Consider the following 15,238-nt stretch of genomic DNA (forward strand, 5'->3'; position numbering starts at 1 on the left):
ATCCATTCTATTTCGTCGGTTCGACAGGCGTGGACGTCTCGGTCTCGGTGCCTGCGGGTGCGCCCGCGGTGGCCGTGAGGGTTCCCTGCGCCACGGTGATGCGCAGCGTGGTGCCGGTCGGGGCATCGGTTGGTGCCTTCAGCACCGCACCGCCGGGCACCTGCACAATGGCGTAGCCGCGATCAAGAGTGCCCTGCGGAGACAGCGCCCGCAGCTGAGAGCGCAGGTCGAGGAGTGTGGCGCCGGCACGCTCCACCACCCGGGCCGCGAGCTCGGCGCCACGAGCGACATACCGGGTGAGGTCTTCCGAACGGGAATCGATGATCCACGAGGAGCCGGTGAGGACGGGGCGTGATCTCAGCTGGGAGACCCGGTCGACTTCCTGAGAGAGGATGCCGGTCAGCCGGGTGCTGAGGCGGGCGCGGGCTTGCTGAACGCGATTGAATTCGTCCGTGACGTCGGGGACAACGCGCTTGGCGGCATCCGTGGGTGTGGAGGCGCGGAGGTCAGCGACCTCGTCGAGCAGAGGGCGGTCGGCCTCATGCCCGATGGCGCTCACGAGCGGGGTGGTGCAGGCCGCTGCGGCACGCACGACGCTCTCGTCGCTGAAGGCGAGCAGATTCTGAAAGTCGCCGCCGCCCCGCGCGACGATGATCACGTCGACTTCCGGATCGGCGTCGAGGCGCTGGATGGCCGCCGTCACCTCACCCGCGGCTCGGTCGCCCTGCACCATGGCGTGCACCACACGAAAGGTGACGGCGGGCCAGCGCAGCTGGGCGTTGCGAATGACGTCCTTCTCGGCGTCGGAATCTTTACCGGTGACGAGGCCAATGCAGTGCGGGAGAAACGGCAGTGGTTTTTTGCGCGACGCATCGAAGAGGCCCTCGCCTGCCAGCTGTTTGCGCAGCCGCTCGAGGCGCTCGAGCAGGTCGCCGAGGCCCACGTGGCGAAGCTCGAACACCTGCATGGTGAGCGAGCCGCCCTTCACCCAATAACTCGGCTTCACGAGGGCGACAACGCGGTCGCCCTGCGCGAAGTCACCGGTGAGGCGCGAACGCACCGAGGACCAGATGGTGAAGCTCACGGTGGCGTCTTCGGAGAGGTCTTTGAGCTTCCCGTAGACATTGCCGCCGCTGGCGCCCCACTGCGTCACCTCACCCTCCACCCACACGGTGCCGAGGCGCTCGATGTAGCCGCGAATCTTGTTCGAGAGCAGGGCCACCGGCCAGGGGGTCTCAACGGTGGCAGGCACAGTGCCACCGGTCGCGACGGACGGCGTTACGCCTGTTGTGCCAGGATTCGTCAATTCGGCTTCCTCCTACGGGTTGTTCAGTCGTCGCACCTAGACTGACACCGTGACCATCAGTACAAAACAGCCCGCCGTCGTCGGCCTCGGCATGCCTCGGATTCCGAGCGCGCGCAACAGGCTCAAGGATACCCCGGTCGTCGGACAGAAGCGGGTGCTGCTGGCGGCCCCGCGCGGGTACTGCGCTGGGGTGGACCGTGCCGTCATCGCCGTAGAGAAAGCCCTCGAGCACTATGGCGCTCCCGTGTACGTGCGCAAGCAGATCGTGCACAACATGCATGTTGTCTCCGAGCTGGAGAACAAGGGTGCCATTTTCGTCGAGGAGGTCGACGAGGTGCCGCGCGGTGCTCACATTGTGTTCAGCGCCCACGGCGTGTCACCGGCGGTGGTGAAGGCTGCGGCTGATCGCGGACTCCAGGCCATTGATGCCACGTGCCCGCTCGTCACCAAGGTGCACCGCGAGGCCGTGCGTTTCGCCCGCGACGATTTTCAGATTTTGCTCATCGGCCACGAGGGTCATGAAGAGGTTGAGGGTACCGCCGGTGAGGCCCCGGAGCACACGACGCTCGTGGGAAGTCCCGACGACGCTGACACCGTGGTGGTTCGTGACCCCAACAAGGTTGTCTGGCTCTCACAGACCACCCTGAGCGTGGACGAAACCATGGAGACCGTGCGACGTTTGCGTGCGCGGTTCCCGAACCTGCAGGACCCGCCGAGCGACGACATCTGCTATGCCACACAGAACCGTCAGGTGGCGATCAAGAAGGTGGCCACCGATTCTGATCTGGTGATTGTGGTGGGCTCAGCCAACTCGTCCAACTCGGTTCGTCTCGTGGAGGTGGCGCTGGAGTACGGTGCCAAGGCCGCGTACCGCGTGGACTTTGCGAGCGAGGTTCGGCAGGAGTGGCTCGAGGGCGTGCGCACGGTGGGCGTCACGAGCGGGGCATCCGTTCCGGAGGAACTCGTGGAGGAGCTGCTCGAGGCGCTAGCTGACGCCGGCTACAACGATGTGGAGCCCGTAAAGACCGCCGAGGAAGACCTGATCTTCTCCCTGCCCAAGGAACTGCGCAAGGACCTCACGGGTCAAGTGGATGCCCGGGCGCTCGGCGGTCGCGCCGACCCCACCACCTAGGAGCTCGGCGGCGCTCTTCTGGCGCTCTCGCCGGTTGAACGGCGCCGTTCACACCTTCCCGAGGCAGGGGACGGTGTTTTTGCCTCCACTCGGCCCGCGCAGCACATAAAACGAGCCCGCACCCGCCGAGAAAATCGGGGGGACGGGCTCGAATTCGTGAGAGGTTACAGCCACTTCTCCGCGAGGTGCTCCGCGATCACGCGGCGAGCCGTGCCGGAACGTGAGCGCAGCACGATGCTCTCGGTGCGAATCATGGGACCCTTGCGACGCACACCGTCCACGAGCCCGCCGTCGGTGACTCCGGTGGCCACGAAGAACGTGTTGTTCCCGCTCACCATGTCGTCAAGTTCCAGTAGCTTGTCCACGTCCAGGCCGGCCGCCACTCCACGGGCGCGCTCCGCGTCGTCCTTGGGTGCGAGGCGCCCCTGCATGTAGCCGCCGAGGGCCTTGAGCGCACACGCCGTCGTGATTCCCTCGGGGCTTCCGCCGATGCCGACGCACATGTCGATACGCGTTTCGTACCGTGCCGCGTTGATGCCGCCGGCAACGTCGCCGTCCAGCATGAGTCGGGTTCCGGCTCCCGCGCTGCGAATGGCATCGATGAGTCCCGCGTGGCGCGGACGATCGAGCACGGCCACGGTGATTTCGCCCACCGGCTTCTTCAGGGCCAGCGCGAGGTCGCGCAGGTTGTCGCCAATGGACTGGTCAAGGCTGACAACACCCCGTCCGGCGCCGCCCGTGACGATCTTGTCCATGTAAAAGATTGAGGATGCGTCGAGCATCGTCCCGCGGTCGGAGACCGCAATGACCGACACGGCGTTCTGGCGGCCCGCAGCGGTGAGGCTCGTTCCGTCAATGGGGTCGACAGCAATGTCGCACGCCGGGCCGCGGCCGTTACCGACACGCTCGCCGTTGAAGAGCATGGGGGCTTCGTCTTTTTCGCCCTCACCGATCACGATCAGTCCGTCGAAGTTGACGGTGCCGAGGAAGACGCGCATCGCGTCCACGGCAGCTTTGTCGGCGGCGTTCTTGTCGCCGCGCCCGATGAACGGCACCGCGCGGATGGCGGCGGCCTCGGTTGCGCGCACGAGTTCCATGGCCAGGTTGCGGTCGGGGTGCTGGTACAGGGTGGCAGTCTCAGTGGTGTTCACGTAAAGGTCCTCCCGGACGTTGTTCGACATCGTGGGGGCGGATGCGCGGTGGATCGCGCAAGAAGTCCGCCCGTGTCACCTTATCGCGGCCAGACGTCACACGAGCGGGCACGCACGCGCGCCCGCTCGTGTGCGACTCGGTTGTCACCGAGGTTCGCGGGGGCTCGACAGCGCTGTCTGGCCGTTTCCGGCATCCGCGCCGTCCTAGCTAGACTTGCCCCGAAACCCCCACACTTTCGAGGAGATGTTATGCCCATCGCAACCCCCGACCAGTACGCAGAGATGCTGGACAAAGCCAAGGCCAAGGGATTCGCCTACCCGGCGTTCAATGTGTCCTCGTCGCAAAGCATCAACGCAGTTCTGCAGGGCCTTACCGAGGCAGGCTCCGACGGCATCATCCAGGTGACCACCGGTGGCGCAGACTACTTCGCCGGCCACACCGTGAAGAACCGTGCATCCGGTGCCCTCGCCTTTGCTCGCTTCGCGCACGCTGTCGCCGACAACTATCCCGTGACCGTGGCTCTCCACACCGACCACTGCCCCAAGGGTGCCCTGGACGACTTCGTCATGCCGCTCATCGTGGCATCGGAAGCAGAGGTGAAGGCCGGCGGAAACCCGATCTTCCAGTCACATATGTGGGACGGCTCGGCCATTGCCCTGGATGACAACCTGGAGATCGCCAAGGACGTGCTCAAGCGTGCCCGGGGCATCAACGCCATTCTCGAGGTTGAGATCGGTGCCGTTGGCGGCGAAGAAGATGGTGTCAGCCACGACATCAACGAGAACCTCTACACAACCCTTGATGACGCTGTCAAAATGGTGGAGGCCCTCGGCCTCGGCGAACAGGGTCGCTACATGGCTGCGCTCACATTCGGCAACGTGCACGGCGTGTACAAGCCCGGCAACGTGAAGCTGCGCCCCGAACTGCTGCGCGTCATTCAGGACGGCCTCTCTGCCAAGTTCGGTCTCGCTGCACTGCCCCTCGACCTCGTCTTCCACGGCGGATCGGGATCAACGGATGCCGAGATCGCCGAGGCCGTCGCCAACGGTGTCATCAAGATGAACATCGACACCGACACGCAGTATGCCTTCACCCGTTCGATTGCGGACTACATGTTGAAGAACTACGACGGCGTTCTCAAGGTCGACGGCGAGGTGGGGAACAAGAAGGTGTACGACCCGCGTGCCTGGGGCAAGATCGCCGAGTCGGCCATGGCCGCTCGCGTGGTGCAGTCAACCCAGCAGCTGGGCTCGGCGGGCCACTCAAACAGCTAGCCTTTAAGCACCGCATACTCATTGACCGTCCCTGGGGACGGAGCAGAAAGGTTCCCGTGACCAACGACAGCACTTCGGACGACACAACCCCGGACCGACGGCCCAAGCCGCAGTACGGGGAACTCGCTCCGGAGGGCTGGGTCTGGGAACCTCCGAAAGACCCTGCGGCGAGTGAGGCACCGCCCGTCGGTGCTCCACTCGCCGGGCCGCCGCCCGTGAGCGTGCCCTCGCCGGTTGCGAGCGGCGCGCCAACCGGCGCCGTCCGAAAACCGCGGCTCGCTCGTGGGACCGCCCGGTCACCCTGGGGCTGCTGGTTCTCGGTCTGCTCGGAACGTTCTTCTCGATATCCATTCTGAATACGCTGCCGCAGGCCATCCAAACGCTGTACACCCAGCAAAGTCTGGGCACCTACTCACCCGCAGACAACGTCGAAGGTATTCTTCTGGCCGGCGGCATCGTTCAAGCCCTTTTGTGGGCCGCAACAGCCGTTGTTTCCGTGCTTCTTCTGGTGCGTTCGCGCCGTGCGTTCTACGTACCGGTCATTGGTGGCTTTCTTTCTGTTGTGCTGATCTTCGCCTTCATGGGCGTCGTTCTATCCGGCGACGCCACGCTGCTGAACTCCCTCGGCGGCACCAACTAGACCCCGGCCGCGACGGCACCCTGCCTTCCGGGCGCAAGGTTAGGTGGCGTCGATTGCGCCTTCGTAGTGCCCGGGAGGGTGCGAACCCCGCCGGTCGACCCGTGAGGGGCTTCGGGGGTCGGGTGGCGGCGTTTGCGTGTTCGCACGAGTGCCAGGGGCGAGGTCCGGGGGTCTGGCTGCGTGGCGGCGATCGCGTGTTCGTGGTGCCCGGGAGGGTGCAAACCCTGCCGGCAACTGTGGTGGCGGGTCGGGCCGCGGGCTGCGTGGCGGCGATTGCGTGTTCGTGAGGCCAGGGAGGGCGCGAAGTGCGCCGGTGACCGTGCGGGCGGTACGGGGGTCTGGTTGGGTGGCGGTGATTGCGTGTTCGTGAGGCCCGGGAGGGGGTGAAGTGCGCTGGTGACCGCGGGGCGGCCCGGGGCCGAGGGCTGCGTGGCGGTGATTGCGTGTTCGTGGCGCTCGGGAAGGTGCGAAGTGCGCCGGCGGCGCTGGGTCAGACGGGCGCGTCGGCGAGATCTTGAAGCGCGGCGTCTTCTGCGGCCTGGTCCTCCGCGGTTGTGGCCGCAACCGGGGCGTCGTCAACCGGGGAGTCGTCAACAGGGGAATCGTCAACGGGGGAATCATCTGGTCCGGAGTCATCGCGATCGGCCGTTTCGAGTTCCGCCACGAATTCGTAGGCGGTGAGATCGCGCGGGGATTCGTCGATCGTCACGAGCGGTGCGAGAACCTTGCCCTCATCGAGGGCGTTGAGTTTGCGGGCAGTCGGCAACACCTGACGCTCCATCGATCCGACGAAACCGTTGTAGTCCTTCACCGTGCGTTCGATCGAGCGCCCAAGCTTCTCGATGTGCGCGGCCGTGGTGGCCAGTCGGGAGTAAAGCTCGCGACTGAGGTCGAAGAGCACTTTGGCGTCGTGGGTGAGCACGTCTTGCTGCCAGCTGAAGGCCACCGTCTTCAGGACTGACCAGAGGGTGACGGGGGAAGCGAGAGCGACGCGTTTGCTGAACGCGAACTCCATGATCGACGGGTCAGCCTCGAGCGCCGACGACACCAACGATTCGCTCGGGATGAAGGCGATCACCATTTCTGGCGAGGCGTCCAGTCCCTGCCAGTAGGCCTTGCTTCCCAGCGTGGTGATGTGATCGCGAACGGCCTTCACGTGCGCCTTCATGAGTACCTCGCGCTGGGCTCCCTCCACGCCCGTGGCCGCGCGGGAGATTTGGCTTGCTTCCAGAAAAGCCGTGAAGGGCACCTTGGCGTCGACAGCAATGTTCTTGCCGCCGGGAAGGTGCACCACCATGTCGGGGCGCCCCGCACCGGCATCAGACGTGATGCTGGACTGCAGGTCGAAGTCAACGCGCTCGATCAGTCCGGCGGCCTCGACCACACTGCGCAACTGAGTCTCGCCCCAGACACCCCGGGTGCTATTGGAACGCAGTGCCGAGGCCAGTGTCTCGGCCGTGCTGCGCAAACGCTCCTCGGATTCGGTGGCGGAGCGCAGTTGCTGACTGAGTTCACCGTGCTGCAGGCTGCGCTGCGCCTCAAGCTCGGCCACCTTCTGCTGCATGTCCTGTAGGCTCACCTTCACCGGGGCGAGCGCCTGCAGCACCTTACTCTCTTCTCGGTCACGGGTTGCGCGGGTGGCTTCGTCGACATGCTGACGCTCGAGGAGCTCACGGTACTGCTGGCGGGCATCCGTTATCTGGGTGCGGAGGCCCTCGGCCGTGGCGTTCTGGGAGGCAAGCTCCTCGCGCAACACAGCCTGCACCTCGGCTTCGCGGGAGCGGGCCTCGGCGAGTGCCACCTGATGCCGCGCCTCAACCACCTCGGGTGCGACCACCGCTTCGGTGCCAGCCGATGTCGCCGTGTGGCGACGCTGCGTGATGACCACTGCAGCGAGGGCGCCGAGAGCCACGCCCGCGACGAGACCGATAAGGAGACTCAGCACTATGTCCATGGTTAAAGTCTGCCAGCGACCACCGACATTGGTGGGGAGCTGGCCGGGAGAGCCGGGTTCGCGCCAGCTCAACGTTCACTAACCCGGGGCCTGCCCAGCTCGAAGTCAACCTAGCTCGAAGTCAACCTAGCTCAGGGCCATCGGCCCGTGGGTGGAGGTGTGCTCCTTTGTAGCCACCTGCCCAATGGCACCGATCTTCACCCGCGTGATGTGTGCCAGCTGTTCGAGGGTGTCAGCCTCGTGCCGCGCCGCCGCGTGCACGATGATGGCGGCGCAGGCCTCGGCATCCGCTAGAGCATTGTGGTGCGCGAAGTCTTCATAACCGGCGGCCATGGCGGCGACGGGGAGCCGGTAGGAGTCAAGGTGGTAGGTGCGCCGAGCCACCTGCAGGCTGCACACGTAGTTGAAGTCGGGAATGACCTGCCCGGTCACGGTGCACGCGGTTTTAATGACGCCGAGATCAAACCCAGCGTTGTGGGCCACGAGGTGGTCATCCCCGGCGAAGGCGATGAGCTTGGGAAGCTGCTGCGCCCACGTGTCTGCACCAATGACGTCGGAGGGACGAATGCCGTGAATCTTGATGTTCCAGTCGTTGAACGCGTCGTGACCGACCGGCGGTTTGATCAGCCAGTAGACCTTGTCGACGACAACGCCGTCATGCACCTTCACCAGGCCCACAGAGCACGCTGAGGCACCCGAGGAATTGGCGGTTTCGAAGTCGATTGCGGTGAAGTTCAGCACACCCTTATCGTCTCACGTACCTCTGACAGTGGGCGGGTGGACCCAGCCGGTAGAATGGTCTCTCGTGGCTCTTACTATTGCAATCGTCGGACTGCCCAATGTTGGCAAGTCAACCCTCTTCAACGCGCTCACCAAGAACAACGTGCTCGCGGCGAACTACCCGTTCGCCACGATCGAGCCGAACGTGGGAATCGTGAACCTTCCCGATTCCCGTCTTGCCGCGCTCGCAACGATCTACGGAAGCAAGACCCTGCTGCCGGCCCCGGTGTCCTTCGTCGACATCGCCGGTATCGTGCGCGGAGCGAGCGAAGGGGAGGGGCTCGGCAACAAGTTCCTCGCCAATATTCGTGAAGCGGATGCCATTGCTCAGGTCATTCGCGGATTCGCCGACCCCGACGTGGTGCACGTCGATGGCGCGGTGAACCCGGCCAGCGACATGGAGACCATCAACACCGAGCTCATTCTCGCCGACCTGCAGACCCTCGAGAAGGCCGTGCTGCGCTTCGAGAAAGAGGTCAAGGGTCGCAAGATGGCTCCCCTCGTGCTCGAGACCGCACTGAAGGCGCAGGCCATTCTTGACGCTGGCCAGCCGCTGTCCGCCGCCAAGCTCGACATTGAACCCATCCGCGAACTCGGCCTCCTCACCGCGAAGCCTTTCATTTACGTGTTCAACGTGGACGAGGCCGTGCTGCAGGATGCCGAGAAGCTCGCCACCCTCGCTGCCCTCGTTGCACCGGCCAACGCCGTGTTCCTTGACGCCAAGCTCGAGTCTGAGCTGAGCGAACTCGATGCCGAGGACGCCGCCGAGATGCTCGCCTCCACTGGTCAGGCGGAGAGCGGACTCGACCAGCTCGCACGCATCGGCTTCGATACCCTCGGTCTGCAGACGTACCTCACAGCCGGCCCGAAAGAGTGCCGCGCGTGGACCATCCACAAGGGCTGGACCGCGCCCCAGGCCGCCGGTGTCATTCACACCGACTTCCAGAAGGGCTTCATCAAGGCCGAGATCTTCTCGTTTGAGGACCTTATGGAGGCTGGCTCGATCGCCGAGGCCCGTTCCAAGGGCAAGGCTCGCATCGAGGGCAAAGAGTACGTCATGCAAGACGGCGATGTGGTGGAGTTCCGCTTTAACGTTTGACCCGCGGTGGTGGAACCGAGTCGTTCACACACCCTCCAGCCCCGACCATCCGTAGGCGACGGCGGCGTCTCGCGGAGATCAACAGTTCCGCGAGATCGATCGTTTCGGTCGAGTTCGCCTCTTGTGCAGGACGATCTCGACCGCAACGCGCGAAGTCGGCTCTCAGCATTCGAGGGGAACCGGCGGATGAGTGTTCGCAGGCCTCGAGTGTCAATGTCGGGCACCGCGGGGGTGACTGACTCAGGAGTTCCGTCGCCCGAGCACGCCGCGGGCTGGTCATACTTGGTGGTTCCAACCGGGGACGGATGACTTTCCTGAATCAGCACCCTCGCGACTCCTGGCCTACAGGCAGTACACATCCACGAAGTACGTCGCGTCACCAGCATTGTGGTTCTTCACCGAAACCGGAACGGTCACAAAACCGCCGGTGGGGGTGCTGATAGTACCCGTGGGACTCACCACCCGATCGATGACGCAATTCACTTGGTCGCTGACCTGGATCAGATGGGTGCCCTGCTCGGCCGCCTCAACGTGAGCCTCGTGGAACGCGAGGACAGCGGGGTTGTACTCAGAGTACTTCTGGTTCGTTGACCCGTTCGTGTCCGTCCAGGTAGCAAGCATCCCGTCCAGGGGCTGGGGGTTCCCTGGCGCCCAGAAGCGGGTGTCAATTTCGACAATCCGGTTATCTCTCACCTTGAAATTGTCCGTCTTGCTGTACCGAGGGACGAAGCAGTTCTTGTTCCCCGGAGCGGAGCAGTCAAGCAGTGACGTCGGGCTGACCCACACCTTGTAGACGCCGCCGTTGTTCGGAGTGTCAGCGTAGGGGAACAACTGCACCGTTGCTCCGCCGTCTTCGCCGTCCACCCCGGTCGCGTGCGCGCAGGCTCCGGAAGCCGAGACATCCTGGATGACGCCGCTCGCGTCGACGACGAATTGCCGACAATCGACGGAGTCGCTGGACAGCAGCGTCCTGCCGGACGGATCGGTCACCTGAAAGGAATAGGTGTCGGCGGGAAGCCCGGCGGCACCGTCCGGGGCGTTCAAGCCCGGACCGCCATTGAGATAGACGGCTTCCTTGGTGGGGTAGATATTCAAATTCACCGGCACTCCGGAACTGTCGGTCGTGAAAATGGCCCCGGATAGAGGCGCAGCTACGGCCGGCAGTGTCGGCATTGTCAACAGCGAGACGGCCGCGACGGCCGTCAAGAGGGACAGCTTTCTTAACATCTTTGGCTCCGATCGGGTTCCGGCCGGTTCTGTCTTCTGTCAAGACGGCAAAGAGACGACGTCGGCTCTGGGCAAACTGTAGAACCTTTCCAGCGGGTCCGATAGGCCAAGCCTCCGCTGATCTGATGCGGCTCATGCACGTCTCGTATTGATCTGTTGCTGGCCTCAGGGACCGGTGGAGGACATCTGGTGCGTCATATTCTTTCGTGAGGGAATGTGGTGGAGTTCCGCTTCAACGTCTAGCCCGCACCACCTAGGCGGTATTTCTTGGCATCTCGCGCGCGAGAAGCCACTAAAAGCCCCGTGACGTGCGCTTGGTCCACGCGAGATGCCAGGAATTGCCCCTTGAACCGTGTCGAAGGGGCGTTTCTTGGCAGCTCGTAAATGTGAAGGGGCCAGTTGTGGCATCTCGCGTGCTTGACCTGCCAGTCGCACGAGCCACAAACGCCCGCTGTGCGCGCATGACCAGATGAACCCGAGCTAGTGCGATGGTATCCATGCGCGCGCTGCGGGTCCCAAATGAGAGCTTCGGCGCTTGCGTCGAGCACGGGATCAGCGAACGAGGCACACTCGGCAATGAGGTCGCTCAAACGCGCGGGAGTGGACGCCTCCAGCGGCTGCTTGCACCGCCAAAGGGCCCGTTTGCGCTGCGCGAGATCCGGCATCCCCGTGAGTACCCGTTGGCTATCGAGCTGGCGGCGGCGCGTGTGCGGGTGCTCACTCCGAGACAGATCGCGGCGAGTTTGTCTGATCGGACCGGACTGTTGACCGGAGGGTTACGAGGAGCCCCGCACCGGGATCGGCAGCAGCACCGTGCTGGGTCTGGTTGAGCCATCCCTCTTGCAGGTAGTCGAGCCTCAGGTGAGAACGCACTATCGGCTGCTGGATACGAGATGCCACATGGTTCTCTGAGGCCACCTCTGGGTTCGTGACCTCAACGCTGGAGCTGTGCGTTTGCAGGCAATGGTTACCGATCGATGCGCACCACCGAGTAGGAAGTGTCGGGCGTTGGGGGAGTGCCGAAGCGGGCGTTCGGGAGGTAGAGGCCGTTGCCAAACTTCGCGATCGTCGTGGGCACCTGGAAGTCGGGGTCCGTGTACCGGTCGGTGAGCTCGCCGCTGGTCCCGGCTGCATTGAGGCGGATAACGGCGACGGTGTTCAACCGATTCTGCACGACGTACAGGGTTCGCCCGGCGACGAGCAGTCCGTCACCGCTCGGGAGCAGGAGCCCACCCAGATCAACGACCGCAGCGACGCCGGTCTCGGGATCGACGCGGAACAGAATGCCCGTGGACGACTGGATGACTAGAAGCCCTTGATGGTTGGGGGTCTCCGCGACGCCGTTCGCGTTGAAGCCCGGCTGCTGCATCCAGCTGCCCGACAGGGGGACGACTTCGATCGCATCCGCCCCGGGGAGCGCACCGCCCGGTCCGAAGGGGAGCTTATAGAGCTGCGCCTGCTGGCTGTCGGTGAACCATGCGGCGTCGCGAGTCAGAACGACGTCGTTCACGAACGTTGGCGCATCGCTGAGGGAGTAGCTCTGCAGAAGGTCGCCCGTGGCGGCATCCACGACCCGCGCCTCGCCGGTGGGCCCGCCCGCGATGAAAAGCCGACCGCGGTTGTCGATCTTCAGACCGACCGACGGAGTGCCCGGGCCCTCGAGGGTCCTGATCTCCTCGCCGGTGCGCACGTCGAAGACGTAGACGTCGCCGTCGGCGAGTGAGCCGGCGTAGGCAGTGCCGCTCGGGCCGATCGCGATTCCCTCGGGCTGGAATCCGTTGGGAAGCGCGATCACATCCTCGAAATGACCGGGCTGTGGCTGCGGTGCGGCGTGGACTGCGGGTATCCCTGAAACAAGGAAGACAGCACCCAAGGCGGCGGCGGACAGTGTGCGTGCGACGATGCGACTGATCATGGTGCTAACAGTAGTCCGGCTCGGGCGCCGCCAGTGGGTCTGATCGGCCTCGGGCGAAAATCACCAGTCGGGCGCTGTTGTGGCGTCGTGAGCGTGTTCCGCCGCGACGGATCAACGAGATCGTCCACGGAAAGCGCGGTATCTCGGCCGATGCCGCCCTGCGCTCGGCCAAGCACGTCGGAACCTCAGCGCAGTTCTGGCGCTGCCTGAAGTCGCAGTTCGACCTCAATGTCGCTGAAGACCGTGCGGCAGAAGGAATCAACGCCATCCCCCCGCTCCGCGTCGCCTGGCCCTCCTTGTGAATGATGCGGGTGGCATCGATGGACTCTCCGTTCCGGAGCGTGCTGATGGCACGAGGGCCGTCGACTTCGGATGATCCTCCTTGACACGAACGTCATCTCCGAGATCTTCCATCTCAACCGGATCCCCGCGTGGTCTCGTCGTTGGAGTCTCGGACCGACGATCACACTCGCCGAGTTGCTGCCAGGCGTTCGTCGGCTTAGGGCAGGTCGGAGAAGAGCGGGTGTGGAAGCAGCCATCCACGTTGCGCTCCAGGGAGTTCAGGTTCACCGTGTAGCGTGAGGCCCTTCGTCATCGACCGAAGGAAGTCACCATGTCAGTCATCGCCATCATCGGAGCTGGACCCGGACTCGGAGCAGCGGTCGCTCGCAAGTTCGGACGCGAGGGCTTTTCCGTCGCCCTCATCTCGAGAGATCAGGCGAAGCTCGACGCTTTGGCTGCGACTCTTGAAGCGGATGGCGTGACCGCCCGCGGTTATGCCGCCAACGTTCTCGAGCCAGCAGCTCTGGAGTCCGCGCTTGCGCGTGCCGCGGCCGAGTTGGGTGCGATCACCACGCTGCAGTACAGCCCGCTTCCGTCTCGTGACTACCTGAAGCCGGTGCTCGATTTGACTCCCGAGCTTGCCCTGGAAGCGCTGCAGTTCTCGGCCCTTGGCCTCATTCGTGCGGTGCGCGCGGTGCTGCCGGCCATGCGGGAGAAGGGCGATGGCAGCGTCATCCTCATCAATGGCGGAACCTCGGTGAAGGCACGCGCTGGCTTCGCCGGCACATCGGTAGCCTTCCCGTCCGAAAGTGCCTACGGTGAGATGCTGCACGACGCGCTCGAGGACGAGGGGGTGCGCGTGCGTCAGCTTGTTATCCCTGGAGGAATTCCCCAGCTTCAGCTGCCGAACGGCATCGACGACGTGGCCGCCCGCATCTGGGAGCTCCATGCCGCTACGGGTCCCTTCCGTACCATGCTCATCCCGCTCGAGGATGGCCGCGAGTAGCGCTCCCTTCCGCGCCACCCGGTGAGCTGTTCGTGGGAGCTTTCTCGAACTGTTCTGTGACCTCGTGTTCGTTCTGGCCATCACCCAGATCTCGTAGCCCCCGCGTGCTCCATCGACACGGGCCGCGCCCTCGAACGCAGCTCGCCGGTCGCAGCTGCACGGTCAGCGACGCAGACTTACCGTGCGGTGCGGCCCGTGCTTCTCCGTAACTGATTGTCTGCCGAACAAAGCGATTCAACCTCTTGGATTCGACATCGTCATGAGGAATACTGTTTTTGATCGGACACTGCTGTCGCGGTGACGAGAACCTCAGCGCCGATGCTAGGAGACCGCATGACAATGACGCAAACACCGATTGCCGAAGCTCTTGCAGAGGTGACAGCAATCGCCGCAGCTCACGCCGAAGAGGTCGACACCGACGGCTTTTACCCGATCGATGCGGTGGATGCACTGCGCAGAACAGGGTTGCTCGGTCTCGTGATCAGCGAGGAGGCCGGGGGTATGGGTGCCGGTCCGGCCGAGTTCATTGACGTCGTCGGGTCCTTGGCTGCAGCGTGCGGGTCGACCGCAATGATTTACCTGATGCACGTCGCCGCTGCGGTGACCGTGGCATCCGCTCCTCCGCAAGCCATGCCGGACCTTCTCTCACGCATGGCATCGGGCGAGGTCCTGGGTACCCTCGCCTTCAGTGAAAAAGGATCTCGGTCCCATTTCTGGGCTCCGGTATCGGAATCTGTGATTGATGGTGAGGACCTGAGTTTTACGGCCTACAAGAGTTGGGTCACCTCGGCCGGCCATGCCGACGTCTTCGTGATGTCGTCAAAAAGTGCGGTCGATCCCGACACCGTCGATCTTTACGCGATCCCGTCCACCACACCCGGCCTCAACATCGCTGGCCCGTGGCGCGGGCTGGGGCTGCGCGGCAATGAGTCGAGTCCCATGTCGGTTGCCGTGAAGATTCCCGCCGGATATCGCATCGGGGCGGCGGGCAGCGGTTTCGGCACGATGATGGCTACGGTGCTGCCGTGGTTCAACCTGGGTAACTCGGCCGTGTCGCTCGGGCTTTCACGTTCAGCCGTGGACGCAGCAACGGCTCATGTGACCGGCGCACGCTTGGAGCATCTGGATCAGGCGCTGTCGGCGTTGCCCACAATTCGTGCTCAGGTGGCGAAAATGAGCATTGCGCTGGCCGCTCAGTATGCCTATCTGGCTGCGGCGGCGGCGAAAGTAGCCAACCCCGTCGAAGATACGGGGCTGTTCGTGCTGGGGGTGAAAGCATCGACCAATGATGCGGCCCTCGCAATTACCGAGTCCGCGATGCGGGTGTGCGGGGGAGCCGCGTTCTCCAAGCACCTTCCGATAGAGCGGGCGTTCCGGGACGCCCGAGCGGGTTCTGTTATGGCGCCCACGGCCGACGTGCTCTACGACTTCTATGGCAAGGCCCTCACCGGCCTTCCGCTGTTCTGAGCAT

Annotated in this window: 11 protein-coding genes and 1 pseudogene; 6 read left to right on the forward strand and 6 right to left on the reverse strand. The window is 64.3% G+C overall.

Annotated features, from left to right (window positions below):
• Positions 1-7: 7 nt before the first annotated feature.
• Positions 8-1,252: an exodeoxyribonuclease VII large subunit gene (gene xseA, locus H4V99_RS04120; protein ID WP_280675786.1), complete on the reverse strand. Its 1,245-nt coding sequence runs from the start codon at positions 1,250-1,252 to the stop codon at positions 8-10.
• A gap of 145 nt (positions 1,253-1,397) precedes the next feature.
• On the opposite strand from xseA, the gene H4V99_RS04125 reads away from it, so the two are divergent.
• Positions 1,398-2,438 carry a 4-hydroxy-3-methylbut-2-enyl diphosphate reductase gene (locus tag H4V99_RS04125; RefSeq protein WP_280679939.1) on the forward strand — a complete coding sequence of 347 codons (1,041 nt, stop codon included), beginning with the start codon at positions 1,398-1,400 and terminating at the stop codon, positions 2,436-2,438.
• Positions 2,439-2,602: 164 nt separating this feature from the next.
• On the opposite strand, the gene glpX is transcribed toward H4V99_RS04125, so the two are convergent.
• Positions 2,603-3,535, reverse strand: a complete 933-nt coding sequence (gene glpX / locus H4V99_RS04130; RefSeq protein ID WP_280679941.1) for a class II fructose-bisphosphatase — start codon at positions 3,533-3,535, stop codon at positions 2,603-2,605.
• 303 nt (positions 3,536-3,838) lie between these two features.
• Here glpX and fbaA point away from each other — a divergent pair, with 303 nt between their 5' ends.
• On the forward strand, positions 3,839-4,864 hold the full coding sequence (gene fbaA, locus H4V99_RS04135) for a class II fructose-bisphosphate aldolase (RefSeq protein ID WP_280675788.1): 1,026 nt from the start codon (positions 3,839-3,841) through the stop codon (positions 4,862-4,864).
• 229 nt (positions 4,865-5,093) lie between these two features.
• Positions 5,094-5,504: pseudogene (locus H4V99_RS04140) on the forward strand (DUF6264 family protein); the annotation flags it as partial.
• A gap of 490 nt (positions 5,505-5,994) precedes the next feature.
• On the opposite strand, the gene rmuC reads toward H4V99_RS04140, so the two are convergent.
• Both rmuC and H4V99_RS04150 read right to left on the reverse strand, forming a co-directional pair.
• Positions 5,995-7,458 (reverse strand): DNA recombination protein RmuC, encoded by a 1,464-nt coding sequence (gene rmuC / locus H4V99_RS04145; protein ID WP_280675790.1) that lies wholly within the window; start codon positions 7,456-7,458, stop codon positions 5,995-5,997.
• 126 nt (positions 7,459-7,584) lie between these two features.
• Positions 7,585-8,199 (reverse strand): exonuclease domain-containing protein, encoded by a 615-nt coding sequence (locus H4V99_RS04150; protein ID WP_280675792.1) that lies wholly within the window; start codon positions 8,197-8,199, stop codon positions 7,585-7,587.
• A gap of 64 nt (positions 8,200-8,263) precedes the next feature.
• Between H4V99_RS04150 and ychF the strand changes: the two genes are divergently transcribed.
• Positions 8,264-9,337 (forward strand): redox-regulated ATPase YchF, encoded by a 1,074-nt coding sequence (gene ychF / locus H4V99_RS04155; protein ID WP_280675794.1) that lies wholly within the window; start codon positions 8,264-8,266, stop codon positions 9,335-9,337.
• 342 nt (positions 9,338-9,679) lie between these two features.
• Here ychF and H4V99_RS04160 read toward each other — a convergent pair whose 3' ends face one another.
• Together H4V99_RS04160 and H4V99_RS04165 are read right to left on the reverse strand one after the other, a co-directional pair.
• Positions 9,680-10,564: a hypothetical protein gene (locus H4V99_RS04160; protein ID WP_280675796.1), complete on the reverse strand. Its 885-nt coding sequence runs from the start codon at positions 10,562-10,564 to the stop codon at positions 9,680-9,682.
• A gap of 967 nt (positions 10,565-11,531) precedes the next feature.
• Positions 11,532-12,479 carry a hypothetical protein gene (locus tag H4V99_RS04165; protein ID WP_280675798.1) on the reverse strand — a complete coding sequence of 316 codons (948 nt, stop codon included), beginning with the start codon at positions 12,477-12,479 and terminating at the stop codon, positions 11,532-11,534.
• A 613-nt stretch (positions 12,480-13,092) separates the two neighbouring features.
• Between H4V99_RS04165 and H4V99_RS04170 the strand changes: the two genes are divergently transcribed.
• Together H4V99_RS04170 and H4V99_RS04175 are read left to right on the forward strand one after the other, a co-directional pair.
• Complete coding sequence (locus tag H4V99_RS04170; protein ID WP_280675800.1) at positions 13,093-13,767, forward strand: SDR family NAD(P)-dependent oxidoreductase; 675 nt, start codon at positions 13,093-13,095, stop codon at positions 13,765-13,767.
• A gap of 333 nt (positions 13,768-14,100) precedes the next feature.
• A complete protein-coding gene (locus H4V99_RS04175; protein WP_280675802.1) occupies positions 14,101-15,234 on the forward strand; it encodes an acyl-CoA dehydrogenase family protein in 1,134 nt (377 codons plus the stop codon).
• Positions 15,235-15,238: the final 4 nt, after the last annotated feature.

This window comes from Cryobacterium sp. CG_9.6, from assembly GCF_029893365.1.
Classification (GTDB): domain Bacteria; phylum Actinomycetota; class Actinomycetes; order Actinomycetales; family Microbacteriaceae; genus Cryobacterium.

Coding starts and splice junctions, on each gene's coding strand:
- H4V99_RS04175 (WP_280675802.1), top strand. CDS start 14,101: ATGACAATGACGCAAACACCGATTGCCGAAGCTCTTGCAGAGGTGACA.
- H4V99_RS04170 (WP_280675800.1), top strand. CDS start 13,093: ATGTCAGTCATCGCCATCATCGGAGCTGGACCCGGACTCGGAGCAGCG.
- H4V99_RS04125 (WP_280679939.1), top strand. CDS start 1,398: ATGCCTCGGATTCCGAGCGCGCGCAACAGGCTCAAGGATACCCCGGTC.
- glpX (WP_280679941.1), bottom strand. CDS start 3,535: ATGGAACTCGTGCGCGCAACCGAGGCCGCCGCCATCCGCGCGGTGCCG.
- fbaA (WP_280675788.1), top strand. CDS start 3,839: ATGCCCATCGCAACCCCCGACCAGTACGCAGAGATGCTGGACAAAGCC.
- H4V99_RS04165 (WP_280675798.1), bottom strand. CDS start 12,479: ATGATCAGTCGCATCGTCGCACGCACACTGTCCGCCGCCGCCTTGGGT.
- H4V99_RS04160 (WP_280675796.1), bottom strand. CDS start 10,564: ATGTTAAGAAAGCTGTCCCTCTTGACGGCCGTCGCGGCCGTCTCGCTG.
- rmuC (WP_280675790.1), bottom strand. CDS start 7,458: ATGGACATAGTGCTGAGTCTCCTTATCGGTCTCGTCGCGGGCGTGGCT.